The organism is Streptomyces sp. NPDC051310, assembly GCF_044455245.1.
Classification (GTDB): Bacteria; Actinomycetota; Actinomycetes; order Streptomycetales; family Streptomycetaceae; genus Streptomyces.
The window spans coordinates 107,394-133,980 of record NZ_JBITEO010000022.1 but is presented as its reverse complement, the minus strand read 5'-3'; the positions used below and the strand labels follow the sequence as shown (position 1 = coordinate 133,980).

Annotated in this window: 20 protein-coding genes and 1 tRNA gene; 8 read left to right on the top strand and 13 right to left on the bottom strand. The window is 72.9% G+C overall.

Annotation, left to right across the window (positions count from 1 at the left end; all coding sequences use genetic code 11):
- Positions 1 to 171: 171 nt before the first annotated feature.
- From ACIA79_RS27200 to ACIA79_RS27185, 4 genes are all read right to left on the bottom strand, one after another.
- Complete coding sequence (locus ACIA79_RS27200) at positions 172 to 1,614, bottom strand: GH1 family beta-glucosidase (protein ID WP_399430975.1); 1,443 nt, start codon at positions 1,612 to 1,614, stop codon at positions 172 to 174.
- A gap of 54 nt (positions 1,615 to 1,668) precedes the next feature.
- The gene (locus tag ACIA79_RS27195; protein WP_399430974.1) at positions 1,669 to 2,517 is read right to left on the bottom strand and encodes a carbohydrate ABC transporter permease; all 849 of its coding nucleotides are present in this window, start codon (positions 2,515 to 2,517) and stop codon (positions 1,669 to 1,671) included.
- On the bottom strand, positions 2,514 to 3,521 hold the full coding sequence (locus tag ACIA79_RS27190) for a carbohydrate ABC transporter permease (protein WP_399430973.1): 1,008 nt from the start codon (positions 3,519 to 3,521) through the stop codon (positions 2,514 to 2,516). Before ACIA79_RS27190 ends, ACIA79_RS27195 begins: the two co-directional genes overlap by 4 nt.
- 73 nt (positions 3,522 to 3,594) lie before the next feature.
- A complete protein-coding gene (locus tag ACIA79_RS27185) occupies positions 3,595 to 5,001 on the bottom strand; it encodes an ABC transporter substrate-binding protein (RefSeq protein WP_399430972.1) in 1,407 nt (468 codons plus the stop codon).
- Between the two features lie 330 nt (positions 5,002 to 5,331).
- Between ACIA79_RS27185 and ACIA79_RS27180 the strand changes: the two genes are divergently transcribed.
- The 5 genes from ACIA79_RS27180 to ACIA79_RS27160 all read left to right on the top strand — a co-directional run bounded on the left by ACIA79_RS27180 (position 5,332) and on the right by ACIA79_RS27160 (position 15,891).
- The gene (locus tag ACIA79_RS27180) at positions 5,332 to 6,360 is read left to right on the top strand and encodes a LacI family DNA-binding transcriptional regulator (RefSeq protein WP_399430971.1); all 1,029 of its coding nucleotides are present in this window, start codon (positions 5,332 to 5,334) and stop codon (positions 6,358 to 6,360) included.
- Between the two features lie 476 nt (positions 6,361 to 6,836).
- Positions 6,837 to 8,312 (top strand): PQQ-binding-like beta-propeller repeat protein, encoded by a 1,476-nt coding sequence (locus ACIA79_RS27175; RefSeq protein WP_399430970.1) that lies wholly within the window; start codon positions 6,837 to 6,839, stop codon positions 8,310 to 8,312.
- 206 nt (positions 8,313 to 8,518) lie between these two features.
- Positions 8,519 to 9,931: an alpha/beta hydrolase domain-containing protein gene (locus tag ACIA79_RS27170; protein WP_399430969.1), complete on the top strand. Its 1,413-nt coding sequence runs from the start codon at positions 8,519 to 8,521 to the stop codon at positions 9,929 to 9,931.
- A gap of 292 nt (positions 9,932 to 10,223) precedes the next feature.
- Complete coding sequence (locus tag ACIA79_RS27165) at positions 10,224 to 13,160, top strand: glycoside hydrolase family 48 protein (RefSeq protein ID WP_399430980.1); 2,937 nt, start codon at positions 10,224 to 10,226, stop codon at positions 13,158 to 13,160.
- 97 nt (positions 13,161 to 13,257) lie between these two features.
- Positions 13,258 to 15,891, top strand: coding sequence for a cellulose binding domain-containing protein (locus tag ACIA79_RS27160; RefSeq protein ID WP_399430968.1), 2,634 nt, complete (start codon positions 13,258 to 13,260; stop codon positions 15,889 to 15,891).
- Positions 15,892 to 15,917: 26 nt separating this feature from the next.
- Here ACIA79_RS27160 and ACIA79_RS27155 read toward each other — a convergent pair whose 3' ends face one another.
- From ACIA79_RS27155 to ACIA79_RS27130, 6 genes are all read right to left on the bottom strand, one after another.
- The gene (locus ACIA79_RS27155; protein ID WP_399430967.1) at positions 15,918 to 16,163 is read right to left on the bottom strand and encodes a DUF4352 domain-containing protein; all 246 of its coding nucleotides are present in this window, start codon (positions 16,161 to 16,163) and stop codon (positions 15,918 to 15,920) included.
- Positions 16,160 to 16,366 carry a hypothetical protein gene (locus ACIA79_RS27150; protein WP_399430966.1) on the bottom strand — a complete coding sequence of 69 codons (207 nt, stop codon included), beginning with the start codon at positions 16,364 to 16,366 and terminating at the stop codon, positions 16,160 to 16,162. Before ACIA79_RS27150 ends, ACIA79_RS27155 begins: the two co-directional genes overlap by 4 nt.
- A gap of 126 nt (positions 16,367 to 16,492) precedes the next feature.
- Entirely contained in the window at positions 16,493 to 16,795 is a 303-nt protein-coding gene (locus tag ACIA79_RS27145) for a hypothetical protein (RefSeq protein WP_399430965.1), read from the bottom strand.
- Between the two features lie 111 nt (positions 16,796 to 16,906).
- Positions 16,907 to 16,979, bottom strand: a tRNA-His gene (locus tag ACIA79_RS27140).
- Between the two features lie 129 nt (positions 16,980 to 17,108).
- Positions 17,109 to 17,729 carry an oligoribonuclease gene (orn, locus tag ACIA79_RS27135; protein WP_399430964.1) on the bottom strand — a complete coding sequence of 207 codons (621 nt, stop codon included), beginning with the start codon at positions 17,727 to 17,729 and terminating at the stop codon, positions 17,109 to 17,111.
- A gap of 68 nt (positions 17,730 to 17,797) precedes the next feature.
- Positions 17,798 to 18,961 (bottom strand): helix-turn-helix domain-containing protein, encoded by a 1,164-nt coding sequence (locus ACIA79_RS27130; protein WP_399430963.1) that lies wholly within the window; start codon positions 18,959 to 18,961, stop codon positions 17,798 to 17,800.
- Between the two features lie 1,192 nt (positions 18,962 to 20,153).
- Here ACIA79_RS27130 and ACIA79_RS27125 point away from each other — a divergent pair.
- Together ACIA79_RS27125 and ACIA79_RS27120 are read left to right on the top strand one after the other, a co-directional pair.
- Complete coding sequence (locus ACIA79_RS27125; RefSeq protein WP_399430962.1) at positions 20,154 to 20,675, top strand: universal stress protein; 522 nt, start codon at positions 20,154 to 20,156, stop codon at positions 20,673 to 20,675.
- A 214-nt stretch (positions 20,676 to 20,889) separates the two neighbouring features.
- Positions 20,890 to 21,459, top strand: a complete 570-nt coding sequence (locus ACIA79_RS27120; RefSeq protein ID WP_399430961.1) for a GPR1/FUN34/YaaH family transporter — start codon at positions 20,890 to 20,892, stop codon at positions 21,457 to 21,459.
- A 179-nt stretch (positions 21,460 to 21,638) separates the two neighbouring features.
- Here ACIA79_RS27120 and glmS read toward each other — a convergent pair whose 3' ends face one another.
- The 3 genes from glmS to ACIA79_RS27105 form a co-directional block, all read right to left on the bottom strand.
- On the bottom strand, positions 21,639 to 23,456 hold the full coding sequence (gene glmS / locus ACIA79_RS27115; protein WP_399430960.1) for a glutamine--fructose-6-phosphate transaminase (isomerizing): 1,818 nt from the start codon (positions 23,454 to 23,456) through the stop codon (positions 21,639 to 21,641).
- 55 nt (positions 23,457 to 23,511) lie between these two features.
- Positions 23,512 to 23,787: a hypothetical protein gene (locus ACIA79_RS27110; protein ID WP_031076157.1), complete on the bottom strand. Its 276-nt coding sequence runs from the start codon at positions 23,785 to 23,787 to the stop codon at positions 23,512 to 23,514.
- A gap of 90 nt (positions 23,788 to 23,877) precedes the next feature.
- Positions 23,878 to 24,762: a DUF4429 domain-containing protein gene (locus tag ACIA79_RS27105; RefSeq protein ID WP_399430959.1), complete on the bottom strand. Its 885-nt coding sequence runs from the start codon at positions 24,760 to 24,762 to the stop codon at positions 23,878 to 23,880.
- 176 nt (positions 24,763 to 24,938) lie between these two features.
- On the opposite strand from ACIA79_RS27105, the gene ACIA79_RS27100 reads away from it, so the two are divergent.
- On the top strand, positions 24,939 to 26,555 hold the full coding sequence (locus tag ACIA79_RS27100) for a beta-N-acetylhexosaminidase (RefSeq protein WP_399430958.1): 1,617 nt from the start codon (positions 24,939 to 24,941) through the stop codon (positions 26,553 to 26,555).
- Positions 26,556 to 26,587: the final 32 nt, after the last annotated feature.

Here is a 26,587-nt window from a genome sequence, read left to right as displayed (position 1 = left end):
CCCCCCCCCCCCCCCCCCCCCCCCCCCCCCCCCCCCCCCCCCCCCCCCCCCCCCCCCCCCCCCCCCCCCCCCCCCCCCCCCCCCCCCCCCCCCCCACCCCCCGCCGCCCCCCCCTGCCGCCCCGGTGGACCACCGGGGCGGCAGCGGGGTGCGGGACGGCCGGGCCGGGGGTCAGAGCGCGTCCGGTGCGTGCAGTTCGCCCGAGCGCGCCACCTTCGCGTACCAGTGGGCGCTCGCCTTCGGCGTCCGCGTCTGCGTGGCGTAGTCCACGCGCACCGCGCCGAACCGCTTGGCGTAGCCGTAGGCCCACTCGAAGTTGTCCAGCAGGGACCACAGGAAGTAGCCGCGCACGTCCGCGCCGTCGGTGATGGCCCGGTGCACCGCCTCCAAGTGGCCGTGGACATAGGCGATGCGCTCCGGGTCGGCCACCGAGCCGTCGGGGGCCGGCTCGTCCTCGTACGCCGCGCCGTTCTCCGTGATCAGCAGCGGCAGGCCCGGGTGCTCGCCGGCCAGCCGCATCAGCAGGTCGTACAGGCCTGTCGGGTCCACCGCCCAGCCCATCGCCGTCCGCTCCCCGGGCGCCTGGTGGAAGGCGACGTCGTCCGCGCCCGGCCAGGGCGAGTACGCGCTGGCCCCGTGCCCGTCGTCGCGCGGGGCGGCGTCGCCGTCGCGGACCTTCGCCACCACGGTGGGCGTGTAGTAGTTGACGCCGAGGACGTCGAGCGGCTGGTGGGCGACGGCGAGGTCGCCCGGCCGGACGAAGGACCAGTCGGTCAGGTGCGCGGTGTCCGCCAGCAGGTCCTGCGGGTAGGCGCCGCCCAGCATCGGGCCGAGCCACACGCGGTTGCCGACCGCGTCGATCCGGCGGACCGCCTCGATGTCCTCGGGCGCCGAGGTCAGCGGCCGCAGCTCGTGCAGGTTGAGCGAGACCGACACCTCGGCGCCGGCGGGCAGCGCGGCGCGCAGGGCCTGGACCGCGCGGCCGTGTCCCAGGTTCAGGTGGTGGGCGGCGCGCAGGGCGGCGACGGGGTCGGTGCGGCCCGGGGCGTGGACCCCGGAGCCGTACCCGAGGAAGGCGCTGCACCACGGCTCGTTGAGGGTGGTCCACCGCCCGACCCGGTCGCCGAGCGCGTCGGCCACGAGGGCGGCGTACTCGCCGAAGCGCTCGGCGGTGGCGCGGTGCGGCCAGCCGCCCGCGTCCTCCAGGTCCTGCGGCAGGTCCCAGTGGTAGAGCGTCAGGGTGGGGGAGATGCCGTGGGCGAGCAGCTCGTCGACGAGGCGCCGGTAGAAGTCGAGGCCCTTCTGGACCGCGGGGCCGCGGCCGGTGGGCTGGACGCGCGACCAGGAGACGGAGAAGCGGTAGGCGTTCAGCCCGAGCTCCGCCATGAGCCGTACGTCGTCGCGGAAGCGGTGGTAGTGATCGGTGGCCACGTCACCGGTGTGCCCCTCGAACACCTTGCCCGGGGTGCGGGCGAAGGTGTCCCAGATCGACGGGGTGCGGCCGTCCTCGGCGGCCGCCCCTTCGATCTGGTACGCGGCGGTCGCGGCGCCCCACAGGAAGCCGGGCGGGAAGTGACGGGTGGCGGTGAGCGGCCGGGAATCGGACGCAGTCATATGGGAGCGCTCCCAACAATGAGGGGGACGTACGGGGAAGGAGGACGGGCCGGGTCAGCTCTTGACCGCGCCCGCCGTGATGCCGCCCACGATGTGCTTGCCGAGCAGGGCGAAGACCAGCAGCAGCGGGACCGTCGAGATCAGCGCGCCGGTCAGCACGATCGCCTGGTTCACGGTGTGGTTGCCCGACCCGAGTCCGGCGAGCGCCACCTGCAGGGTCGGATTGCCGTCCGGGGTGAGCGCGATGAACGGCCAGAAGAAGTCGTTCCACGCCTGGACGAAGACGAGCATGCCGAGCACGGCCATGGCCGGCCGCGCCACGGGGAACACCACGTGCCAGATGATCCGGAGGCTGTGCGCGCCGTCCACCCTGGCCGCCTCGACCAGTTCGACGGGCAGGGCCTCCAGCAGGTACTGCCGCATGAAGAACACCCCGAAGGCGGCCACCAGCGAGGGCAGCACCACGGACTGGAGCTGGTCGACCCAGCCCAGGTCGGTGATGATCCGGTACAGCGGGATCACGCTGAGCTGCGGCGGGATCGTCATCGTCGCCACCACCAGCGCCAGCAGGGCGTTCCGCCCCCGGAAAGGCAGTTTGGCGAAGGCGAACCCGGCGAGCGTGGAGAAGATCACCGTGGACCCCGCCACCAGCCCCGCCACGACCGTCGTGTTGACCAGCGCCTCGCCCATGTCCACCTGGTTCCAGGCGAAGGTGAGGTTGTCCAGCAGGTGCGGGCCCGGCAGCAGCGGCGCCGGTGCCTCGACCACGCGCTCGCCGGTGTGCGAGGCGGCGACCACGTTCCAGTACAGCGGGAAGAGCGAGAACAGGGCGGCCAGCCCCAGCAGTACGTACGTCAGCGGGCCCGCGTGGTGCTGGCGCCCCGCCGTCTGTCGGATCCTCATGACGCCCCTCTGTTCCACCGGGCCACCAGCAGCCGCACCGCGCCGATCAGCAGCAGGAGCAGCAGCATCACCCAGGCGATGGCGGACGCCTGTCCCAGCGCACCCGTGACCCAGCCCTTCTCGTACATCAGCAGGCTCAGCGTCTGGAACTGGCCGCCGCTGCCGCCGCTCACGCCGAGGCTCCCGCCGAACAGCATCGGCTCACCGAACAGCTGGGTGGCGCCGATCGTCGACACCACGACGGTGAACAGGATCGTCGGGCGGATCGACGGAATGGTCACACTGACGAACTGGCGCCAGCGCGAGGCGCCGTCGAGCGCCGCGGCCTCGTACAGCTCCTGGGGGACGGCCTGCATCGCGGCGAGGTAGATCAGCGCGTTGTAGCCGGTCCACCGCCAGATGACGATGACCGAGATGGCGATCTGCGCGGGCCACTGCGACGACTCCCAGTCGACCGGGTCGAACCCGACCCACCCGAGCACGGTGTTGATCAGCCCGTAGTCGCTGTTGAAGAGCTGCGCGAAGACGAGCGTCGCGGCGGCGATCGAGGTGGCGTACGGGGCCAGCACCGCGACCCGGAAGAAACCGCGGCCGCGCAGCCTGTAGTTGAGCAGGTGCGCCAGCCCGAGGGCCATCAGCAGCTGCGGGACGGTCGAGATGACCCCGATGGTGAAGGTGTTGGCGAGCGCCCGCCAGAAGAACTCGCTGTCCCACAGGCCCGTGTAGTTCTCGAGGCCGCGCCACTCGGCCTCGCCGCCGAGCTCCACGCGGTGCAGGGACAGCCAGCCCGTGTAGACCAGCGGGAAGAGGCCGAAGGCGGCGAAGCAGAGGAAGAAGGGGGAGACGAAGGCGTACGGGGTCGCCTTCAGGTCCCACCGGTACAGGCGGCTGCGCCAGGCACCGCGCGCGGCCCGGCCGGCGGGCGGTGCGGGGGACGCGGACGGCGGTGGCGAGGGGTCGGGCGGCGACGGGCCGTCGGTCGCCGCGCGGACGGAGGTGGCCACGAGGGGTGTTCCTTCCAGACCGGTACGGGAGGGCGGCCGCCCGGCGGGGGAGCGCCGGACGGCCGTCGGCCCGCTACTGGTCGATCTTGTCGTCGATCAGCTTCCTGACGTTCTCCCAGGCGGCGTCCGGGGCGGTGCCGCGCTGCTCGATGTCGAGGATGCCGTTGTCGGTGATGAAGGTCTTCACCTGGCCGTCGTAGCGGCTGACCGGTGCGGGCGTGATGGCGGACGCGGCCTCGGAGTAGATCCTGCCGACGGGGGTGTCGCCGAAGTAGGGGATGGTCGCGTTCTGCACCGTCGCCGACGCGAGCGTGTCCTTGGTGGAGGGGATGTTGCCGTTGACGGCGAACACCTTGGCGTGCTGCTCGGGCGCGGTCAGCCAGGCGGCGAGCTTGGCGGCCTCCTCCGCGTGCTTGCCGGCCTTCGGCACGGCGAGGAAGGAACCGCCCCAGTTGCCCGCGACCGGCGGTGCGGCGATGTCCCACTTGCCCTTGTTGGCCGGTCCGGCCTGGTCCTTGATGATGCCGGTCATCCAGCTCGGGCAGGCGACGGTGGCGAACCGGGAGTTCTTGAAGCCGGCGTTCCAGGTGCCCTTCTCGTCGAACTGCCGCAGCTTGGCGGTGATCCCGCTCTCGGCCGCCTCGACGGCGAGGCCCCAGGCCTTCTTCACGCCGGGGCTGTTCTCGTAGTCCAGCTCCCCGGCCGCGTCGGCGTACTGGAGGGGCTGGCTGGACAGCACGGCGTTGAACAGGCCGCTGGCGGAGTCGTGGAAGGCGGTCCCCGCCGGGGCGTTCTTCTGGTACGTCTTGCCGGTGGCGACGAACTTCGCCCAGTCACCGGCCCACAGCTCGGCGACCCGGGTGCGGTCGGTGGGCAGCTTGGCCTTGGCGAAGAGGTCCTTGTTGTAGCAGACGGCCATCGGGCCGATGTCGGTGCCGAGGCCGATGAGTCTGCCGTCGGCGGTGGTGGCCTGCTTGACCTTCCAGTCGAGGAAGGCGGAGGTCTTGGCGCCGCCGGTCTTCGACAGGTCCACCCACTTGTTCCCGAGGGTGGGGCCGATCGCCTCGGCGATGTAGCCGACCTCGATGGCCTGGATGTCGGCGAGGCCGCTGTTGCGGGAGAGGCGCAGCTTCAGGGTGTCCCAGTACTTCTGGCCGTCCGCGACGTTCGATTCCTCGATCTTGATGTGCGGGTTGAGCTTCTCGTACTCGGCGTAGAGCTTGGCCCCGTTCTTGTTGTCGTAGCCGAAGGAGCCGAAGGTCCCGATCCGCAGGGTGATCTTCCCGTCGCCGCCGGCCCGGCCGGAGTCGCCGTCACCGCTGCAGCCGGCGAGCAGGACCGCGCAGGCCGCGAGGGCGGCGGTGGCGGCGAGCGCGGGGCGGCGGCCGCGCGGGCGGGGGAGCGGGCCGTCGCCGGCGGGAAGCGGTCTGCCGCTGGAGCTGCCGCGGGACGTGCCGCGGGACGTGCTGGAAGCGCGCATTGCACTCTCCTCGTCGTCTGTGGGAGCGCTCCCACGATGTGGCTTGGGCGGGTGGGTGTCAAGGGATGCTCGCGAATTGCCCGCCCGCTCCGGGAGGTTCGGAGGGCTGCCGGCGGGGCCGGCTGACGGTGCGGGCACCTCCGGGTGTGCGACCCGCGCGGAGCCGGGCGCGGTACGGGTGGCGCCCCGGAACGCCCGTGCCGTACGGTGGGAGCGCTCCCAAGATCGTAAGGGTGAAACCGGTACTCCCGCTGCGGGCGGTGCAGGAGGCACCCTCTAGGTTGACTGGGTCACTACCTCATGCGATGCGCGACGTTCGATGGGAGGCCGATGGCGGTGAGCGGACGGCAGACCGGCAGGCCCACGCTGGAGGAGGTCGCGGCCCGGGCGGGGGTGGGACGCGGCACGGTGTCCCGGGTGATCAACGGCTCCCCCCGGGTGAGCGACCGTGCCAAGGAGGCGGTCGGCCAGGCCATCGCCGAGCTGGGCTACGTGCCCAACCGCGCCGCCCGCGCCCTCGCCGGCGCCCGCACCGACGCCGTCGCGCTCGTCATCCCGGAGACCGAGGCGCGGCTGTTCGCCGAGCCGTACTTCCTCGACATCATCCGGGGCGTCAGCGCCGAGCTGCTGGACGCGGACGTGCAGCTGCTGCTCACGCTGATCCGCTCCAGCAAGGAGCGGCAGCGCTTCGAGCAGTACCTCGCCGCGCAGCGCGTGGACGGTGTCCTGCTGGTATCCATCCACGGGGACGACCCGCTGCCCGACGTCGTCCAGGAACTGCGGCTGCCCGCCGTGCTCAACGGCCGCCGCTCCGAGGCGGAGTCCGCCGCGTACGTCGACTCCGACAACGTGGGCGCGGGCCGCTCGGCCGTCGACCACCTCACCGGGCGCGGCCGCCGCCGGATCGCCACCATCACGGGCCCCCTCGACATGTACGTGGCCCAGTGCCGGCTCGACGGCTACCGGCAGGGCATCGAGGCGGCCGGGCTGCCCGCCGACGAACGGCTCGTCGCCACCGGGGACTTCACCGAGGAGGGCGGCCGCCGCGCCATGCGGGAACTGCTGGACCGCCGCCCCGACCTGGACGGCGTCTTCGCCGCGTCGGACGTCATGGCGGCGGGCGCCCGCGCGGTGCTGCGGGACGCGGGCCGCCGCGTCCCCGACGACGTGGCGCTGGTCGGCGTCGACGACTCGGCGGTGGCCCGCCACATGGACCCGGCGCTCACCAGCGTGCGCCAGCCGATCGAGGAGATGGGCCGCCGCATGGCCCGCGTGCTGCTCCAGGAGATCACGGGCACGGGCTCGGAGCCGCGCCAGGTGGTGCTGCCGACGGAACTGGTGGTGCGGGACTCGGCCTGACGGGCCGGAGCAGGTGTGCGGCCGGCGGCCGGCCGGCGGCCCGGGGGGCCGGGAGCGGCCGGTGGTGGCCGGTCCGCGGGGCGGGCCGGGGCGCTCGTGCGCGGGTCAGGGTGGCGCGTGCGGGCCGGGCGTTGGGAGGGGGCGGTCCGCCGGGTGGGCCCGGGTGTTGGGCGGGCGGCGGGTTGCGGTGCCGCGTGCGGTGGGAGTCCCGGATGCAGGCCGGTGCGCGGGTCACGGCGCCGCGTGCGGGACCGGCCGCCGGGAGGGGACGGACCGCCGGGCAGGCCGGTTCGCCGGGTGGGCCCGGGCGGTTGGGCGGGCGGCGGGTCGGGGCGGCGTGCAGCAGGGTGCGCTCAGCAGCCCCGCGTCTCCCGTTGTGCACAGCGGCAGCGGTGGAGATCGACTGCGCGGTACATTCCGCACGCGTTCGTTCGAGTTTCGCTTGTCCGTGGGGGGCATAGGTGCGTGCACTACAGGTGGCCAGAGGCGCCGCGGTCGTCGGAGCCGGGGGCCTGATCGGCTCCGCGGTCATGTTCATCGTGGGCACCGTGCGGATGGGCAAGCGCGGCGGGGACTGCACGGACGGTTGCCTGCCCGGGTACGACGCGGTGGAGGGATGGGCCACCGGCCTCGGTGTCGTCGGGTTCCTCGCGGCCGTCTTCGCCCTGATCGCCGCCGGTGCGGGGACGTCCGCGGTCCGCGGACGCTGGCTGCCCGTGCTGCTGGTCGCCGGCATCCTCGCGGCGCTGTGGCCCGCGCGGGCCGTCCAGCAGAGCATGGAGGGACCGGTGTACGCCGTGGGCTGGCGGGCCGACGAGGACCGGCCCGACACCACCGAGGGGCTCGGCAACTGGCACGCGGGCGACACCGTCGTACGGGCCAGGGCCGACGGGCTCAGCGCCTTCGACACCCGTGACGGCGACGAGCGCTGGACCTGGACGGCACCCGCGCGCCACCAGATCTGCGCCATGAGCGTCCGCACCGTCGGCGGCGTCGGGCTGGTGGGGATCGGCCGGCACGACAAGCCGTGCGCCAAGGTCGCCGCCGTGCGCCTCGACACCGGCAAGGAGGTGTGGCGGCAGGCGATAGCGGCGGACGAGTACCCCTTCGCCCGCACCGGCCGCATCGCCCTCGCCGACACCACCGCCGTCGTCATCGAGGACACGGCGGTACGCGGCCTGACCGCCGGCGGCGGCACGCAGCGCTGGGCGCGGAAGCTCGCCGAGGACTGCGAGGCGCTGGCGGTCGACACCTCCGCGGCGCGGGCCCTCGTCGTCGAGGAGTGCCGGCCGGACATCCTGGAGGACGCGGCCACGCACCGCCTCATCGCGCTGGACGCGGCGACCGGCGAGGAACTGTGGGCGACGGAGCTCCCCACGGAGACCGACGCCGACGCGCTGAGCATCCTGTCGACCGAGCCCGCCGTCATCCGGCTGACCGAGTCGGACGTGCGCGGCACCGACGCGGTCCTCGCCTTCGACACGTCGGGACGCGCGGGAGCGCACATCCGCCTGGAGGGACCGGACGGCAGGCTGCCCTTCGCCGACGAGCCGGGCAGCACGACCGTACGCCGCGCCCGCCCGCTGTTCACCACACCGGACACCCTCGTCACCGCCCTCGGCGTGCCGGGGGAGACGAGCGCGCAGTGGGTGGCGGCGTTCCGTCTCGACGACGGCAGGCGCCTGTGGATGCGCCGCGTCCCGCAGCCCGTCGACAGTGTGGCCGAGCGTCCCGACGGGCGCGTCGCGGTGCTGTCCAGCGTCTCGTACGACGACGCGAGGATCTGGCTCCTCGACCCGCGCACCGGCCGGGACACCGGCACGCCGCTGCCCGTGACCGGCAGGAGGATCCCGGTCGGCTCGGACATGGAGCTGCTGCCCGGGCGCGCCGGCTTCGTCGTCGCCAACCGGGAGAGCGAGTACGGCAAGCCGCCGTTCTTCCAGATCCGGTGAGGTGACGGCGGGGGCGGCCCCGGCGACGACGCCGGTGGTGCCGCGGCCCGGGGCGGACGCCGATTCGTCCGATCGGTCGCTGCCGGAAGGCCGGTCGCGGGCGGAGGTGATCGGCTGGCTCCGGCCCCGATGGCACTGCGCGCGGGGCCGCGGCCCGCCGCACCCCGGCCGGCGGGCCTCCTGACGCGGAGGAGGAGCAGCCCCTGATGTTCCGGCACAGATCCCTGGACGGCGGCCGGTTCCCGGCCGTCCCCGCTCGCGCCCGGACCGGCGCGGCGGTATTGCGGCGGGGGCTGCTGGCCACCCTGCTGGCCACCCTGGTCATGGTCGTCGCGGCACTGCCGGGGCTGGCGCTGCAGCGCCCCGCCCACCCCTCCACCCCGGCCGCCGAGGCCGCCGGCGGGCCACCGGCCGCCGCCGAGGACCGCATCGGCCGCCCCACGGTCACACGGCTCGGCTCCTTCGGCGGAATCCCCTACGTCCGGTACGACGGCGTCTTCGAGGGCGCGACGCCGACCGGGCGGTTCCGCGTGCCGTACCGGATCAGCGCGCCGGCCGACCCCGACCGCACCAACGGCTCGGTGGTCGTCGAGCCGTCGCACTTCGCCATCGGCCTCGGCGCCCTCGACGTCTACCTGCGCCCCGACTTCCTGTTCCGCCGGGGGTTCGTGCACGCCGGCATCGGCTGGAGCACCCTCGGCAACCGCATCCTCGACCCGTCGGTCCCCGGCACGTTCATCGAGGGAGGTGTCGAGGACGAAGGCGGCACCAGGACGGACGACGCCGTCATCACGGAGTTCGCGAAAGCGCTTCCCCGGTCCCGCTCCCTGGTCGGCAAGGTGTCCCGGTGCTACGCCACCGGCTTCTCGGACAGCTCGTACCCGATCATGCGGCTGATCCACTCGGGGGCCGCCAAGGGCGTGTTCGACCTGGCGGTGCCGATCACCACGGAGGGCTTCGATCCGCAGACGGACCTGGCCGCCGGCCGGTACGACGGCAAGGTCGTGATCGTGAACTCGGAGGCCGACGAGTCCCGGAGCCTGCTCGACTGGGGCGTCGCCTCCAAGCGCTACCGGTTCTACGTCGTCGCGGGCAGCCCGCACATCCCTGACCCGCTGGACGCACCGCTGGAGGTGCCGTTCCCGGTGCGCCGCTCCACCCCGGCGACCTTCGTCCCCGCCCTGCGCGCCCACTTCCTCCAGGGGCACGACTGGGTCCGCAAGGGGACGGCGCCACCGCTGAGCACCCGGCTGCGCGGGCAGGGCACCGGCGACATCGTCCGGGACGCCCGCGGCAACGCGATCACCGAGGACCGCACCGGCCGGCGAGTCCCCCGCCTGCCGTACGTCGAACTCGGCGAGGCCCGCTACATCACCGGCTTCGTGGGGAGTTACGACAACGTCCGGTCGGTGGGTCAGCTCGGCTTCCGCACGCACACCGAGTACCTCGCGGCCTTCTCCGCCAAGCTGCGCGCCTACCAGAAGGCGCGCTACGTCCTGCCGGAGGACGCCAACGCGATGTTCCGGCGGGCGGCGCTGTGCCCGCCCCTCACGTTCACCGAGACCTACCGCGACCACTACGACGAGTTCGTCGCCATCCGCCCCTGCCGAGCCGACTGACCCCGCTGCGGCGCGGCGCACCAGCCGACCGCGCCGCACCTCTCACCCGTACGGGCCCGGCCCGCGGGAGCGCCGCCGACCGCGACCGCCCACCCGGGCTCGCGCGAATGCCCGGCCCCCGGGAGCGCCGCCGACCGCGACCGCCCGGCCCGGCTGTCGAATTTCTTCGACTCTCCCCGCACCTTGACCCCTCCCGTCCCCGTCCCCATAGTGGGAGCGCTCCCATACGTGCACAGCTCGTGCTGACCCCTACCTCCCGAGCCGCGAGGAGAGCGCACCCATGTCCTCCAGCATGTTCACCGGAACCAGATCCGGACGGCCACCCACCCGCTTGTGGACGGCGCTCGTCGCCGCCGTCGCGCTGCCCCTCGGGATGGCCGCCACCGGCGGGAACGCCCCCGCCCGGGCGGCCGCGGCCGAGGCCGCCGCCGTCCGGTGCAGCGTCGACTACAAGGTCGCCAACGACTGGGGCTCCGGCTTCACCGCCGAGGTCACCCTCACCAACCGGGGCACCGCCCCCCTCACCGGTTGGACCATCACCTACGACCAGGCGGCCGACCAGAAGCTCAGCAACGGCTGGAACGGCGTCTGGTCCCAGACCGGAAAGACCGTCACCGTCCGCAACAGCGACTGGAACCGGACGGTCGCCGCGGGCGCGGCCGTCACCGCCGGCGCCCAGTTCACCTACAGCGGCGCCAACCCGGCCCCCGCGGCCTTCGCCGTCAACGGCGAGCCGTGCGCCGGGGCCCACCCGCCACCCGTCACCGTGCTCACGAGCCCCGCCGCGGGTGCCGTGTTCACCGCGGGCGACCCCGTCCCGATGGCCGCCACCGCCGCGGCGGCCGACGGCGCGACCGTCGCCAAGGTCGAGTTCTACAGCGACACGACCCTCCTGGGGACGGACACCACCGCGCCCTTCACCCACAGCGCCACCGGCCTCGCCGCCGGCACCCACTCCCTCTACGCCAAGGCGTACGACAGCCAGGGCGCCTCCGCCGAATCCTCGCCCGTCGGCATCACCGTCGCCGCGGGCGCCGCCCTCGTGGCGAGCCCCGCCCAGCTCGGCGTACGCCAGGGCACCAGCGGCACCTTCGACCTGAAGCTGTCCACGCAGCCGGCCGGCAACGTCACGGTGAGCGTCGCCCGCACCTCCGGCAACACCGGCCTCACCGCGAGCCCGGCCGCCCTCACCTTCACCCCGGCGAACTGGAACACCGCCCAGAAGGTGACCGTCACCGCGGCGCCCACCGGCACCGGCTCGGCCGTCTTCACCGCGACCGCCCCCGGCCACACCAAGGCCGAGGTGACCGCCACGCAGCTGGCCGCCGGCTCCACGTACGACGCCCGCTTCCTGGACCTGCACGCCCGGATCACCAACCCGGCCAACGGCTACTTCTCGCCCGAGGGCATCCCGTACCACTCGGTCGAGACGCTCATCGTCGAGGCGCCCGACCACGGGCACGAGACGACCTCCGAGGCGTACAGCTACCTGATCTGGCTCCAGGCCATGTACGGGAAGATCACCGGCGACTGGACCAAGTTCAACAGCGCGTGGGACACCATGGAGAAGTACATGATCCCCACCCGCGCCGACCAGCCGACCAACTCCTTCTACAACGCCTCCAAGCCCGCCACCTACGCCCCCGAGCACGACCTGCCCTCCCAGTACCCGGCGCGCCTCGACACCGGCGTCGGCACCGGCCAGGACCCCATCGCGGGCGAGCTGAAGAGCGCGTACGGCACGGACGAGATCTACGGCATGCACTGGATCCAGGACGTCGACAACGTCTACGGGTACGGCAACGAGCCCGGCACCTGCAACGCCGGGCCCACCGCCACCGGGCCGTCGTACATCAACACCTTCCAGCGCGGCCCCCAGGAGTCCGTCTGGGAGACCGTCACCCACCCCACCTGCGACAACTTCCGCTACGGCGGCCGCAACGGCTACCTCGACCTGTTCACCGGGGACGCCTCGTACGCCAAGCAGTGGAAGTTCACCAACGCCCCCGACGCCGACGCCCGCGCCGTCCAGGCCGCCTACTGGGCCGACGTCTGGTCCAAGCAGCAGGGCAAGGGCGCGCAGGTCACGGCGACCGTCGCCAAGGCCGCCAAGATGGGCGACTACCTGCGCTACGCGATGTTCGACAAGTACTTCAAGAAGGCCGGCGACTGCGTCGGCCCCGCCACCTGCCCCGCCGGCACCGGCAAGAACAGCGCCCACTACCTGATGAGCTGGTACTACGCCTGGGGCGGCGCCACCGACGCCTCGGCCGGCTGGGCCTGGCGCATCGGCTCCAGCCACGCCCACGGCGGCTACCAGAACCCCCTGGCCGCGTACGCGCTCAGCGAGTACGCCCCGCTCCGGCCCAAGTCGGCCACCGGAGCCCAGGACTGGGCGACCAGCCTCGACCGGCAGCTGGAGTTCTACCGCTGGCTCCAGTCCTCCGAGGGCGCCATCGCGGGCGGCGCCACCAACAGCTGGCAGGGCCGCTACGCCACCCCGCCCGCCGGCACGCCGACCTTCTACGGCCTGTACTACGACGAGAAGCCCGTCTACCACGACCCGCCGTCCAACCAGTGGTTCGGCTTCCAGGCGTGGTCGATGGAGCGCGTCGCCGAGTACTACCACCAGACCGGGGACGCGCTCGCCAAGAGCGTCCTCGACAAGTGGGTCGACTGGGCGATCTCCCGGACGACGGTCAACCCCGACGGCACCTACCGCATCCCCTCCACCCTCCAGTGGTCCGGCCGGCCGGACACGTGGAACCCGTCCGCCCCCGGCGCCAACACCGGACTGCACGTCACCGTCGCCGACTACACCGACGACGTGGGCGTGGCCGCCGCGTACGCCAAGACCCTGACGTACTACGGCGCCAAGTCCGGTGACGCCGACGCCAAGCGGGTCGCCAAGGCGCTGCTGGACGGGATGTGGAACCACCACCAGGACCCGCTGGGCATCGCCGTGCCGGAGACCCGCGCCGACTACAACCGGTTCGACGACCCGGTGTACGTGCCGGGCACCTGGACCGGCGTCATGCCCAACGGCGACCGCATCGACTCGTCCTCCACCTTCGCCTCCATCCGCTCCTTCTACGAGGACGACCCGGCGTGGTCCAAGGTCGAGGCCTACCTCAAGGGCGGCGCCGCGCCCGTCTTCACGTACCACCGCTTCTGGGCCCAGGCGGACATCGCCCTGGCCATGGGCTCGTACGCGGAGCTCCTCGAATAGCCCCGCGCGGCTTCGCGTACGCAGGTGCCGGGCCGGCCGCGCTGTCCGCGGCCGGCCCGGCCCGCTCCCCCCGCGCAGTCCCCCGAGAGGAAGCACCGTGCGCAGAACACGACACCTGCTCCTCGGGCTGGCGCTCGCCGCCGGCCTGCTGACCGCCACGCCCCCCGGGGCGGCAGCGAAGCCCGCGGCGGCGGCGAAGCCCGCGGCCGAGTCGTACACCTGGAAGAACGTACGCGTCGACGGCGGCGGCTTCGTCCCCGGCATCGTCTTCAGCCGCACCGAGAAGAACCTCGCCTACGCCCGCACCGACATCGGCGGCGCCTACCGCTGGCAGCAGGACAGCAAGACCTGGACGCCGCTGCTCGACCACATCGGCTGGGACGACTGGGGCCACACCGGGGTCGTCAGCATCGCCACCGACTCCGTCGACCCGGACCGGGTGTACGCCGCCGTCGGCACGTACACCAACAGCTGGGACCCCGGCAACGGAGCCGTGCTGCGCTCCGCCGACCGCGGCGCCACCTGGCGCAGGGCGGACCTCCCCTTCAAGCTCGGCGGCAACATGCCGGGGCGCGGCATGGGCGAACGCCTCGCCGTCGACCCGCACCGGGGCAGCGTCCTGTACCTCGGGGCGCCCAGCGGCAAGGGCCTGTGGCGCTCCACCGACGCGGGCGCCACCTGGTCGCAGGTCACCTCGTTCCCCAACCCCGGCAACTACGCCCAGGACCCGAGCGACACCAGCGGCTACGCCTCCGACAACCAGGGCATCGTCTGGGTCACCTTCGACGGGTCCACCGGCACGGCCGGAACCGCCACCGGGACCCTGTACGTCGGCGTCGCCGACAAGGAGAACGCCGTGTACCGCTCGACGGACGCGGGCGCCACCTGGCACAGGCTCCCCGGCCAGCCCACCGGCCTCCTCGCCCACAAGGGCGTCCTCGACGAGGCGACCGGCCACCTGTACCTGGCGTACAGCGACACCGGCGGCCCGTACGACGGCGGCAAGGGAGCCGTGTGGCGCTTCGCCACGAAGACCGGCACCTGGCAGGACATCACCCCGGCGTCCGACGCCTACTACGGCTTCAGCGGCCTGAGTGCCGACCGGCAGAGGCCCGGCACGGTCATGGTCACCGGCTACAGCTCCTGGTGGCCCGACACGCAGATCTTCCGCACCACGGACAGCGGCGCGACGTGGACGCGGGCCTGGGAGCTCACCTCGTACCCCGAGCGCACCGACCGCTACACCATGGACGTCTCCTCCTCCCCCTGGCTCACCTGGGGAGCCCACCCCTCCCCGCCCGAGCGGACCCCGAAGCTCGGCTGGATGACCGAGGCGCTGGAGATCGACCCCTTCGACTCCGACCGGATGATGTACGGGACGGGCGCCACGATCTACGGCACGGAGAACCTGCGGCAGTGGGACAGCGGCGGCCGGATCACCATCCGGCCGATGGTGCGGGGCCTGGAGGAGACCGCCGTCCTGGACCTCGCCTCGCCGCCCTCCGGCGCGCCGCTGATCAGCGCCCTCGGCGACATCGGCGGCTTCCGCCACACGGACCTCACCGAGGTGCCGTCCATGATGTTCACCTCGCCGAACTTCACCTCCACCACGAGCCTCGACTACGCCGAGGCGGATCCCGGCACGGTGGTACGCGCCGGCGACCTCGACGGCGGGCCGCGCATCGCCTTCTCGACCGACAACGGCGCCCACTGGTTCGCCGGGACCGAACCGGCGGGCGTCTCCGGCGGCGGCACGGTCGCGGCGGCCGCGGACGGCAGCCGCTTCGTCTGGAGCCCGCAGGGCGCGGGCGTGCACACGACGTCCGGGTTCGGGACGGCGTGGACGGCCGCGCGGGGCATCCCGGCGGGCGCGGTGGTCGAGTCGGACCGCGTCGACCCGCGGACGTTCTACGGCTTCAAGTCCGGGACCTTCTACGTCAGTACGGACGGCGGCGCGACCTTCACCGCCTCCCGGGCGAGCGGGCTGCCGGCCGAGGGCAACGTCCGCTTCAAGGCCGTACCGGGCCGCGGCGGCGACATCTGGCTCGCGGGCGGCGACCCCGACGGCGCGTACGGCCTGTGGCACTCCACCGACGCCGGCGCCACCTTCGCCCGGGTCGGCGGCCTCGGACAGGCCGACACCATCGGCTTCGGAAAGGCCGCCCCGGGAGCCGCGTACCCGGCGCTGTACTCCAGCGCCGAGGCCGGCGGCGTACGGGGCATCTTCCGCTCGACGGACGCGGGCGCCACCTGGGTGCGGATCAACGACGACGCCCACCAGTGGGGCTGGACGGGCGCCGCCATCACCGGCGACCCGCGGGTCTACGGCCGGGTGTACGTGTCGACCAACGGCCGCGGCATCGTCTACGGCGACACGGCGGCGCCGGACCCGGGCGGGCCGGCGGACCCGCCGCCCGCGGAAGGCGCCTGCTCGGCCACGTACAAGGTCACCGGCGAGTGGCCTGGCGGGTTCCAGGCGGAGGTGACGCTGGAGAACACCGGCACGGCGCCCTGGACCGGCTGGTCGGTGGGCTGGACCTTCCCGGGCGGCCAGCGGGTCACGCAGCTGTGGAACGCCGGCCACACCCAGACCGGCGCGGCCGTCACGGCCCGCAACACCGCCTGGAACGGCTCCGTCCGCCCGGGCGGCTCGGTGACCTTCGGCTTCACCGGCACCTGGTCGGAGACGAACCCCTCACCATCCGGGCCGCGCTGCACCGCGGTGCCGTGACCGGGCGGGTGTGACGGGGGACCGGGTCACGTCACGTCACCGCGCACGCCATCGCCGAACAGGCCCTCGACGAACGTCACGTACCGCGGGGTGAAGCTGCCCTTACCGGTGATGACGCCGGTGCTGTTCTCCCCCGGCGCGAGGTCCACGGTATCCATCTGCTGTTCGTCCACGGCCGGCTCGGCCGTGTGCTTGCCGCCGGAGGTGTCGGTGATGGTGAAGTACAGCGGATTGATGCCGATCGGCTTGCTGCCGTTGTTGGTGACGGTCACCGAGACGCTGGTGTACGTGCCGCCTCCGGTTCCGCGGAAGGAGCGGCGGTCTTCTCCGGAGCCGGCGCGCTGGGCGGCGTCCTCCGCTGGGTGGCGGCTCCGTCGTCCGGTGCGCCGCCGGCGAGGGCACCGACCACGCCGAGCAGTACGAGGACGATGGCGACGATGGCGAGGACGATGGCGACGATGGCGCCGGCGGACATCCCCTTGCGAGGGGGCTGAGGCGGCGGGTAGGGCGCGTAGGGCTGCTGCGGCGGGTACGTCCACCGGAGGCACGAGCTTCACGGACCGATCGATGGCCATCCCGGCCGCGGCCATGAGCGCCTTCTTCACGTCGGCCGGGGCTCGTCGACCTGGCGCTGCGCGTAGGTGTTGTCCTTACCGCCGAAGCTTGTAGACCGCGGTCGGCAGCCACAGCTGCTCTGTGAGCCGCTCGGCGTCGCCCTGGAGGGTCTCGGCGAGGATGGCGCGCCGCTCGGCGAGTCGGCCATGCGGGCGCGGGTGGCGGCCTCGGCGGCGCTGCGGTCGAACGTGAGGCCCATGTCGGCGCAGTGGAGGCTGATGGTGCGCTCGGACCGGTCGAGGGCGCGCGCGGTTCCGTTCTTGTTCTGCCGCTTCCTTTTGCTCGCCATGGCGGGACTGTACGACCGGCTGACAGCTGTCGTGTGGCCACGGTTTGGCCACGAAATGGGAAAGACCAGGCCGGTCACCTGTTTCCGCAGGTGACCGGCCTGGTCATCAAGGGTGAGTAACGGGACTCGAACCCGCGACATCCTGGACCACAACCAGGTGCTCTACCAGCTGAGCTATACCCACCACGACCGGTCTTTTTCCCGACCGGCCGAGAAAAAGTGTACAGGGTCCGAGAGGGTGCTCGCTCCCGCCTTTCGGGTGGCGGGTCGGCGCGGGGTCCGGGGCGGGTCCGGCGGGGCGTCCGGGGCGGGGTTACGCGGCCGGGCCGGGCGGGGTCGCGGGCAGGACGTGGCGGGCCGCGATGGTGCGGGCCGTCTCGGAGTCCGGGCCGGGCTGGGGGACGAAGATCGCCTCGCGGTAGTAGCGCAGCTCGGCGATCGACTCGCGGATGTCGGCGAGCGCGCGGTGGTTGCCGCTCTTCTCCGGACTGTTGAAGTACGCCCTCGGGTACCAGCGGCGGGCCAGTTCCTTGACCGAGGAGACATCGACGATCCGGTAGTGGAGGTACTCCTCCAGCGTCGGCATGTCGCGCAGCAGGAAGCCGCGGTCGGTGGAGACCGAGTTTCCGCAGAGGGGAGCCTTGCCGGGCTCCTTCACGTGCTCGCGGACGTACGCCATCACCTGCTCCTCGGCGTCGGCGAGGGTGGTGCCGGAGGCGAGCTCGTCGAGGAGGCCGGAGGCCGTGTGCATCTGGCGCACCACCTCGGGCATGGTCTCCAGGGCGGCGTCCGGCGGGCGGATCACGATGTCCACGCCGTTGCCGAGTACGTTCAGTTCCGAGTCGGTGACCAGTGCGGCCACCTCGATGAGTGCGTCGTCCGTCAGCGAGAGCCCGGTCATCTCGCAGTCGATCCACACCAAGCGATCGTTCATGCGTCCTACCTTAGATGGGCCGCGCCGGAGGGGGTGTGGTCGTGCACCCCCTCCGCCGCGGCCCATCGTCACGGTGCGCTGCGCTGGCCCGGGAAGGCCGGTCTGCCGACCGGCTCCGGCGGCCCGGAGGCCGCCCCCGCCGTGGCCGCCGCCGCGTGCCGTCTGGCCGGCGGCAGTACGGTCTCCACGACCGACGTCGGCGGCGGTGCCGTGTCGCCCTGCGGGCGCCGGGCCCGGTAGGCGGCCCGGTACGCGGCCGGCGACGAGCCCAGCTGGCGCCGGAAGTGGCCGCGCAGGGCCACCGGCGAGCGGAACCCGCAGCGGCCCGCGACCTCGTCGACCGAATAGTCGGAGGTCTCCAGCAGCCGCTGCGCCTGCAGCACCCGCTGGGTGATCAGCCACTGCAGCGGCGCCGAGCCCGTCAGTGAACGGAAGCGCCGGTCGAACGTCCGCCGGCTCATGTACGCGCGCGCCGCGAGCGTCTCCACGTCGAACTGCTCGTGGAGGTGCTCCAGTGCCCACGCGACCACTTCGGCCAGCGGGTCGGCGCCGATCTCCTCGGGCAGCGAGCGGTCGAGATACCGCTCCTGCCCGCCGCTGCGCCGCGGCGGTACGACGAGCCGCCGGGCGAGTGCCCCGGCCGCCTCGGCGCCGTGGTCCGTCCGCACGATGTGCAGACAGAGATCGATTCCGGCCGCCGTCCCCGCGGACGTCAGCACGTCGCCGTCGTCCACGAAGAGCTCCCGCGGGTCCACGTGGACCGACGGATAGCGCTTCGCGAGCGTCGGCGCGTACATCCAGTGCGTGGTCGCCGGTCTGCCGTCCAGTAAACCGGCCGCCGCGAGGACGAAGGCACCGGTGCACAGCCCGACGATGCGGGCGCCTTCCTCATGCGCGCGACGCAGCGCGTCGAGCGCCTCGGGCGGTGGCGGCGAGGTGATCGACCGCCATGCCGGCACCACGACGGTACCGGCCCTGCTGATGGCCTCCAGGCCGTACGGCGCGGAGAGTTCCAGTCCCCCGGTCGTGCGCAGCGGCCCATCTTCGCCCGCACAGACCAGCAGCCTGTAGCGGGGCACTCCTGCGTCCTGGCGGTCAATCCCGAACACAGAGAGCGGAATGGAACTCTCGAAGATGGGGCCGCCGCTGAACAGCAGCACTGCGACGACCTCGCGACGGCGCCGTCCGGACAATTTTCGCCCGTTCTCCGGCGCGGCGGAGTCCTGGCTCATGACGCTAAGCCCCCCTCGGTGTTCGCGTCTCCTCGGTCCTGTCGCTCCTGCACGTTTCCCCTCGGTTTTGCACGAGTCCCCAGTCTTCGATACTCATGATCGAATCTACTGTGTCCCGTGGCGCCGGCGTGACAAGTTCCGCATCCGGGACTATGTCGACAAGGCAACTTGGCGCGAAGCATTCGATCACGAAGCGTTCCACTCGCGGGGCCCGCAGGGAAGTGCGCCTCGCGTGCATGGCCCATCCGCATAGGGTTCCGCGGACGGGGAAGGTGCTTTCTCGCCTGGTGACAAGGGGGTTGGCAGGCCATTTCGGCAAGGAACCGCCACATCCCGGAAGTTGGCTGAAAACATACGGGTGCGCGTGTGCGGCCGCTCAATCCAGGGGTGTACAACGGCCCCCGCGCCGGCCTCCGCCCCCGTTCGGCGTGCCGCCCCCGCGGTGCGCTCCCCCCGCCGCACGGCAGTGCCGCCCGCGGACCGGCCCGCCCTCCGCCCCCGCGGCCGCCTGCGCGGCCGCCTGCGCGGCCGCCTGCGCGGCCAGCCGCTCCGAGCGCCGCAGCAGGGCCCGGCAGGCGGCGGTCACCGCGGCCAAACCGAGCGCGGTCGCCACCGCCCCGCCGACCGACGTCCCGTGAGCCACGAGCACGACCGGGACCAGGGCGCAGCTGAAGGCGGACCACCGCACCACGTCGGCCGCCGCCTGCGAGGCGGGGGAGGGCGCGGGCGGGGCGGCGGGCGGGGGCGCGGGGAGGGGCACGAGGAGCTCCTGGGGCGTGCGGGCCGGCGGACCGGGGCGGACCCGGCGCGACCGGCGGAGGCGGGGGACTGAGGGGCGCGGAGGGGCGCGGACCCGGCGGACGTGTGGCCAACGAGGGGTCCGTGCTCCGGTCACTGCGCGGCCCCGCCGGACCCCGGGGCGGCCGCCCGGTATGCCCGTGAGGTCACCCGGCGGTCGCGCAGGGTGACCGGGGGACGCCTGTAAGACACAACCGGCATTGCCATCCGGGGCGGGCTCGGGCATGCTCCCTGGAACGCCTGTGACCGCCGTGGGCAGGGCGGCGAGCACTGGGCGGGGCGGGAGTGTCGCCGTACCCTTGGGGGTATGGGGTTGGGAAGATGATTCCCGGACACGCCGCCTCCCGTTGTTCCCCCGTTCCTTCTCACGAGGACTGTCTTCGCCGAGACTCCGATGGCCGGTCACGAAATCCCTGAACCCGCGGACCGCAGGCAGGTCGCCGATTCCACGGTCGATCCCCTCGCGGTGGACCAGACGCGCCACCCCTGCGATCCCGCCTTCCTGCACGGGGTCGTCGTCGGTTTCGACGGCTCGACCTCCAGTGAGCGCGCCCTCGCCTACGCGATCGGCATGGCCCGGCGGTCCGGATCCGGCCTGATCATCGTGCACGTCGCCAACCGGCTGCCCACCACCGTCTGGGCAGGCTGCGAGCCTCCCGTCTTCGTCGACGTGCCGGACCACCGCACCGAGGTGCTCGGTCTGGAGCTGGCCTGCGCGGACTACCTGGCCGAGGTGCCGTGGATCCTCGTGGAGCGCGGCGGTGACATCTGCCACGAACTGGAGGAGGTCGGCCGGGAGTATTCGGCCGACGCCATCGTCGTCGGCTCGACGCACGGCCTCGTCGGGCGGATCTTCGGCTCGGTGGCGGGACGGCTGGCGCGGCGCGCGCAGCGGCCGGTTGTCGTCATCCCGTAACCCCCTCCCGCCGGCCCCCAGTCCTCCCGTGGCCGACCTGTAATCAAGGCGTTGCCCCGGCGTCATCGCTGGTGAGGCGGCGTCAACTTCCTTGCCCCGCACCGCGATCCGGTCACGGCGGCAGGTGGATTGTGTGCTTGTGAAGGGTATATCCAGGTGGCTGGGAAGCAGTGCTCAGCACAGGCAGCACACCTGCACACGAAGGGAGCCCGCCGTGGACAACGACGTCTCTGCGGGGAGCACCACCACCTCCACTCTCGGCCACCTCGCACTCGGACTGACGCTGCTGGCCTTCGGCCTCGGCCACACCGGTGTGATCGACAACGTCGCCGCGGCCGATGCCTCGGCACTCGCCACCTGGGTCGGCGGAGTCGCCCTGTTCATGGCCGGCCTGCTCGCGCTGCGCGCGGGCGACGGCACCGACGGCACGGCCTTCGCGGGGCTCGGCGCCTTCTGGTTCACCTGGGGCACGGCCGTCGGCGGCGGGGCCTCGACGCAGGCCACGGGCCTGTTCCTGCTGGTGTGGTCACTGCTCGCGCTCAGCCTGACGGCCGCGGCCTCGGGTCGCGGGGTGCTCGCGCAGGGCGTGTACGGACTGCTGTTCCTCTCGCTGCTGCTCTCCGGCGTCGGTGCCTTCGCGGACGCGTCCGTGCTCGGCAGGATCGGCGGCTGGACCGCCGCGCTGGCGGGCCTGGCGGCCTGGTACGGCGCGACGGCCGCGGTCGCCGCGTGGCCGGCGCTCGGCGGGCGCCCCGCGCGCCGGGGTGTGACGGCCACCGGCTAGGCGACCCGTCCCGCGGCGGCCACGCGGCCACGAGGCCGGTGCGACACGCCCTCCGGGGCGGCACCGGCCGTACGGAAAAAGGGTGACCCCCGGCGCGTCGGTGGCGCGCGCCGGGGGTCACCCGCGTCCGGGCAGGGAACCGGAACGCAAGTCCGGTGCCGGGGACTGCTCGGCCGTGACTACTCGACCGTGACCGACTTCGCCAGGTTGCGCGGCTTGTCGATGTCCCGGCCCAGGGCCAGGGCCGTGTGGTACGCGAAGAGCTGGAGCGGGATGCCCATCAGGATCGGGTCCAGCTCGTCCTCGTTCTTCGGGACGATGATCGTGTGGTCGGCCTTCTCCTGCTCGGCGTGGGCGACCGCGAGGATCCTGCCGCTGCGGGCCTTGATCTCCTCCATCGCCGCCCGGTTCTTCTCCAGCAGGGAGTCGTTCGGGACGATCGCGACGGTCGGCATCGCGGGCTCGATGAGGGCCAGCGGGCCGTGCTTGAGCTCGGAGGCCGGGTACGCCTCGGCGTGGATGTAGGAGATCTCCTTGAGCTTCAGGGAGGCCTCCAGCGCGACCGGGTAGCCCCGGACGCGGCCGATGAACATCATCGACTTGGCGTTCGCGTACTCCGCGGCCAGCTTCTTGATGTCCTCCTCGCCCTGGAGGATCTCCTGGATCTGCTCCGGCAGCCTGCGCAGGCCCTCGATGATCCGCTTGCCGTCGGAGACCGACAGGTCGCGGATGCGGCCCAGGTGCAGCGCGAGGAGCGCGAAGGCGACGACCGTGTTGGTGAAGCACTTGGTGGAGACCACGCAGACCTCCGGGCCGGCGTGGACGTACACGCCGCCGTCGGCCTCGCGGGCGATGGCGGAGCCCACCACGTTGACGACGCCCAGCACGCGGGCGCCCTTCCGCTTGAGCTCCTGCACCGCGGCCAGCACGTCGTACGTCTCGCCCGACTGCGAGACGGCGATGTACAGCGTGTCGGGGTCCACCACCGGGTTGCGGTAGCGGAACTCGGAGGCCGGCTCGGAGTCGGCCGGGATGCGGGCCAGGCCCTCGATCAGCGAGGCGCCGATGAGGCCGGCGTGGTACGAGGTGCCGCAGCCGAGGATCTTCACGCGGCGGATGCCGCGGGCCTCGCGGGCGTCCAGGTTCAGGCCGCCGAGGTGCACGGTGGAGAACTTGTCGTCGATGCGGCCGCGCAGGACGCGGTCCACCGCGTCGGCCTGCTCCGAGATCTCCTTGTGCATGTACGTGTCGTGGCCGCCCATGTCGTAGGAGGCGGCCTCCCACTCCACCGTCTCGGGCGTCGCGGTGGTCAGCGTGCCGGAGGTGGTGTAGGTACGGAAGTCGTCGGCCTTCAGCGTGGCCATCTCGCCGTCGTCGAGGGTGACGATCTGGCGGGTGTGGGCGATCAGCGCGGCGACGTCGGAGGCGACGAGCATCTCCTTCTCGCCGATGCCGAGGACGACCGGGGAGCCGTTGCGGGCGACGACGATGCGGTCGTTGAAGTCGGCGTGCATGACGGCGATGCCGTACGTGCCCTCGACGACCTTCAGCGCCTCGCGGACCTTCTCCTCCAGGGTCTCGGCCTGGGAGCGGGCGATCAGGTGGGTGAGGACCTCGGTGTCGGTCTCGGAGGCGAACACCACCCCGTCGGCCTCGAGCTTCGCGCGCAGCTCGGCGGCGTTGTCGACGATGCCGTTGTGCACGACCGCGACCTTGTTCTCGGGGTCCATGTGCGGGTGCGAGTTGATGTCGCTGGGGGCTCCGTGGGTGGCCCAGCGGGTGTGGGCGATGCCGGTGGTGCCGGTGAAGCGCTTGGGGACGCGGGCCTCCAGGTCGCGGACACGGCCCTTGGCCTTGACTATCTTCAGGCCGGGGGACTTGGGGCTGGTGATCACCATGCCCGCGGAGTCGTACCCGCGGTACTCCAGCCGCGCCAGGCCCTCCAGCAGCAACGGAGCCACATCACGCCTGCCGATGTAACCGACGATTCCGCACATAAAGTTCTGCCCCTCCGAGTGATTGCGTGTGTGCCCGGCCCTCTGTGGCCGTGGATCAGCCGTAGACGATGCGGCGCAGCTGCCGGAGCGAGAGCTCCGGCGGCGCCACGGCGCGGTGCGGCAGCTCGGCCGCGATGCGCTCGAAGATCGTGGAGTTCACCTCGCCGCCCGCCTGCAGCTCGCGGTGGCGGCGGCGGACGAACTCCTCGGTCGTCTCGTCGAAGTACGCCAGCACGTCGAGCACCACCCGGGCTGCCTCACCGCGCGGGAGCGCGGTGCTGCGCACCAGGTGGTCGATGAGATCGTCATGCGACGGGCGGCGTTCGAGCACCCGTAGATACTGAGGGTTATGAGGGCCGTTTCGCAAGAATCCTGCCCGATATCGGGCAGGCGTCTCCGTGTCGACGGTCTGGGGCGCCTTCTACAGCTGCCGCAGCACCGCCTGCTTGGCCGTCGTGAACTCCTCGTCCGTCAGTATCCCCGCCCGGTGCAGCTCGCCCAGTTCCCGGAGCCGGCGCAGCAGGACGTCCTGGTCCGCGGCCTGTGCCGCCGCGGGGGCGGGAGCCGGGGCCGGCTCTCCGGCGGGGACCTCCGCCGCGTTCGGGTGCGGCATCCGGGCGACCACCGCCGCGCCCACCAGCGCCATCAGCGGGTCCTTGCGGAAACCCCACAGCTCGACGGCGTGCGGGTCGTACTTGGGCGCCGGGGGAGCGGCCGACGTGCCGCCCCGGCCCACCCGGAAGCGCAGGTAGCCGTTCTCCAGGCCGATGGACGGCAGCCACTCGACGGCGTCCACGTCGGCCAGCGCGATGGTCCGGGCGCCGCCGGACGCCTTGGACTCCTCCGTCTTCCAGTTCCACTCCAGCCGGACGCGCTCGCCGTCGAAGGTCGCCGTGCCGTCCCCCGCGCCGACGGTGAGGGGCAGGGACGGCCCGGGCAGGAGGTACGCGTCGACGGGCCCGCTGTCCACCTGCTCCAGCAGCAGCGCGTTGCGCACCTCGTCCACGAGGTACTCCGCGACCCCGGCGCGGTCGTTCGCCACGGTGAGCCGGTACGGGTCGGAACCGTCCTCCAGATGGCCCCCGGTGATCGCCAGCAGCGGGCAGGCCCCGTCCCGCAGGCGCAGCCGCAGCCGCCCCGACTTCTTCCCCGCCTCGAACGAGATCCCGGCCACCGCCCGCAGCGGCACGGTGACCTCACCGAGCGTCCTGCGCACCAGCCCGACACCCTTGTCGGTGCCCGGCACGATTCGGATGACGTCCCCGTCGAAACTCCAGGTCCCGTCCTTCTGGATGATTTCCGCCATGGCATGGATTCTGGCATCGGGGCCGCGGGGCCGCGGGGACGGGCGGTCCGGGGGGAGCCTGAAGGTGGTCGCCCCGAATGGTCTACACCTTGACCCGCCCTGAGGTGCACGGTACCCATGGTGAGCGTTCGGTTGCTCCGCACCACAGTTGCGATGCCCGTCGAAGGGACCAGCTCGTGAGACAGCACAGAACGTTCCCCCGCCTCCGCCTCCTCGGTTCGCTGCTGCTCGTCCTGGCCGCCGGGGTCGCCGGGACCGGGGCCGCGCCGGACGGGGCCACCGCCGCGCCGGCCGTCCGGCCGCTGGGCGACATCGTGCCCGCGCCCGCCTCCGTACGCCCCTCCGGGAGCCCGTACACCCTCACCGCCCGCACCGCGATCCGCGTGGACGGCGACTCCCGCGCGGCGCGCCGCGTCGGGGCGTACCTGGCGTCCGTGCTGCGGCCCTCCACCGGCTACCCGCTGCCGGTCGTCGACGACGACGAGGCCCGCGGCGGCATCCGGCTGCGGCTCGACGCCCGCGGGCGGGAGCTGGGCGACGAGGGGTACCGGCTTCAGTCCGGCCGCCAGGGCGTCACCCTCACCGCCCGCACGCCCGCCGGGCTCTTCCACGGCGTCCAGACGCTGCGCCAGCAGCTCCCCGCCGCGGTGGAGCACGACACCCCCCGACCCGGGCCCTGGAGGGTCGCCGGCGGCACGATCACCGACACGCCCCGGTACGCCTACCGCGGCGCGATGCTCGACGTCTCCCGGCACTTCTTCACCGTCGAGCAGGTCAAGCGCTACATCGACCGGATGGCCCTGTACAAGATCAACACGCTGCATCTGCACCTCAGCGACGACCAGGGCTGGCGCATCGCCGTCGACTCCTGGCCGCGCCTGGCCGCGTACGGCGGGTCCACCCAGGTCGGCGGCGGGCCCGGCGGTTTCTACACCAAGGCCCAGTACCGCGAGATCGTCGCGTACGCCGCCTCCCGCCACCTGGAGGTCGTGCCCGAGATCGACATGCCCGGCCACACCAACGCCGCCCTCGCCTCGTACGCCGAGCTCAACTGCGACGGCGTCGCCCCGCCCCTCTACACGGGCACGGAGGTCGGCTTCAGCAGCCTCTGCGTGCACAAGGACGTCACGTACGACTTCGTCGACGACGTCATCCGCGAGCTGGCCGCGCTCACCCCCGGCCGGTATCTCCACATCGGCGGCGACGAGGCGCACTCCACCAGCCACGAGGACTACGCCGCCTTCATGGACCGGGTGCAGCCGGTCGTCGCGAAGTACGGCAAGACCGTCATCGCCTGGCACCAGCTCACCGGCGCCCGCCCCGCCCCGGGCGCGCTCGTGCAGTACTGGGGCCTGGACCGCACCGGCGACACCGAGAAGGCCAGGGTGGTGCGGGCGGCGCAGAACGGCACCGGGCTGATCCTGTCGCCCGCCGACCGGCTGTACCTCGACATGAAGTACACCAAGGACACCCCGCTCGGGCTGTCCTGGGCCGGATACGTCGAGGTGCGGCGCGCGTACGACTGGGACCCGGGCTCCTATCTGCCGGGGGTGCCCGCGGACGCCGTCAGGGGTGTCGAGGCGCCGCTGTGGACGGAGACCGTCTCGTCGAGCGCGCACATCGACCGGATGGCCTTCCCGCGGCTGCTCGGTGCCGCGGAGCTGGGCTGGTCACCGGCCGCCGCCCACGACTGGGAGACGTACCGGCAGCGGCTCGCGGGACAGGGGCCGCGCCTGGAGGCGATGGGCGTCGACTACTACCGGTCGCCGCAGGTGCCCTGGCGCACGGAGTAGCGCACGGGCCGGCGCCCGGGGGGACCGTACCC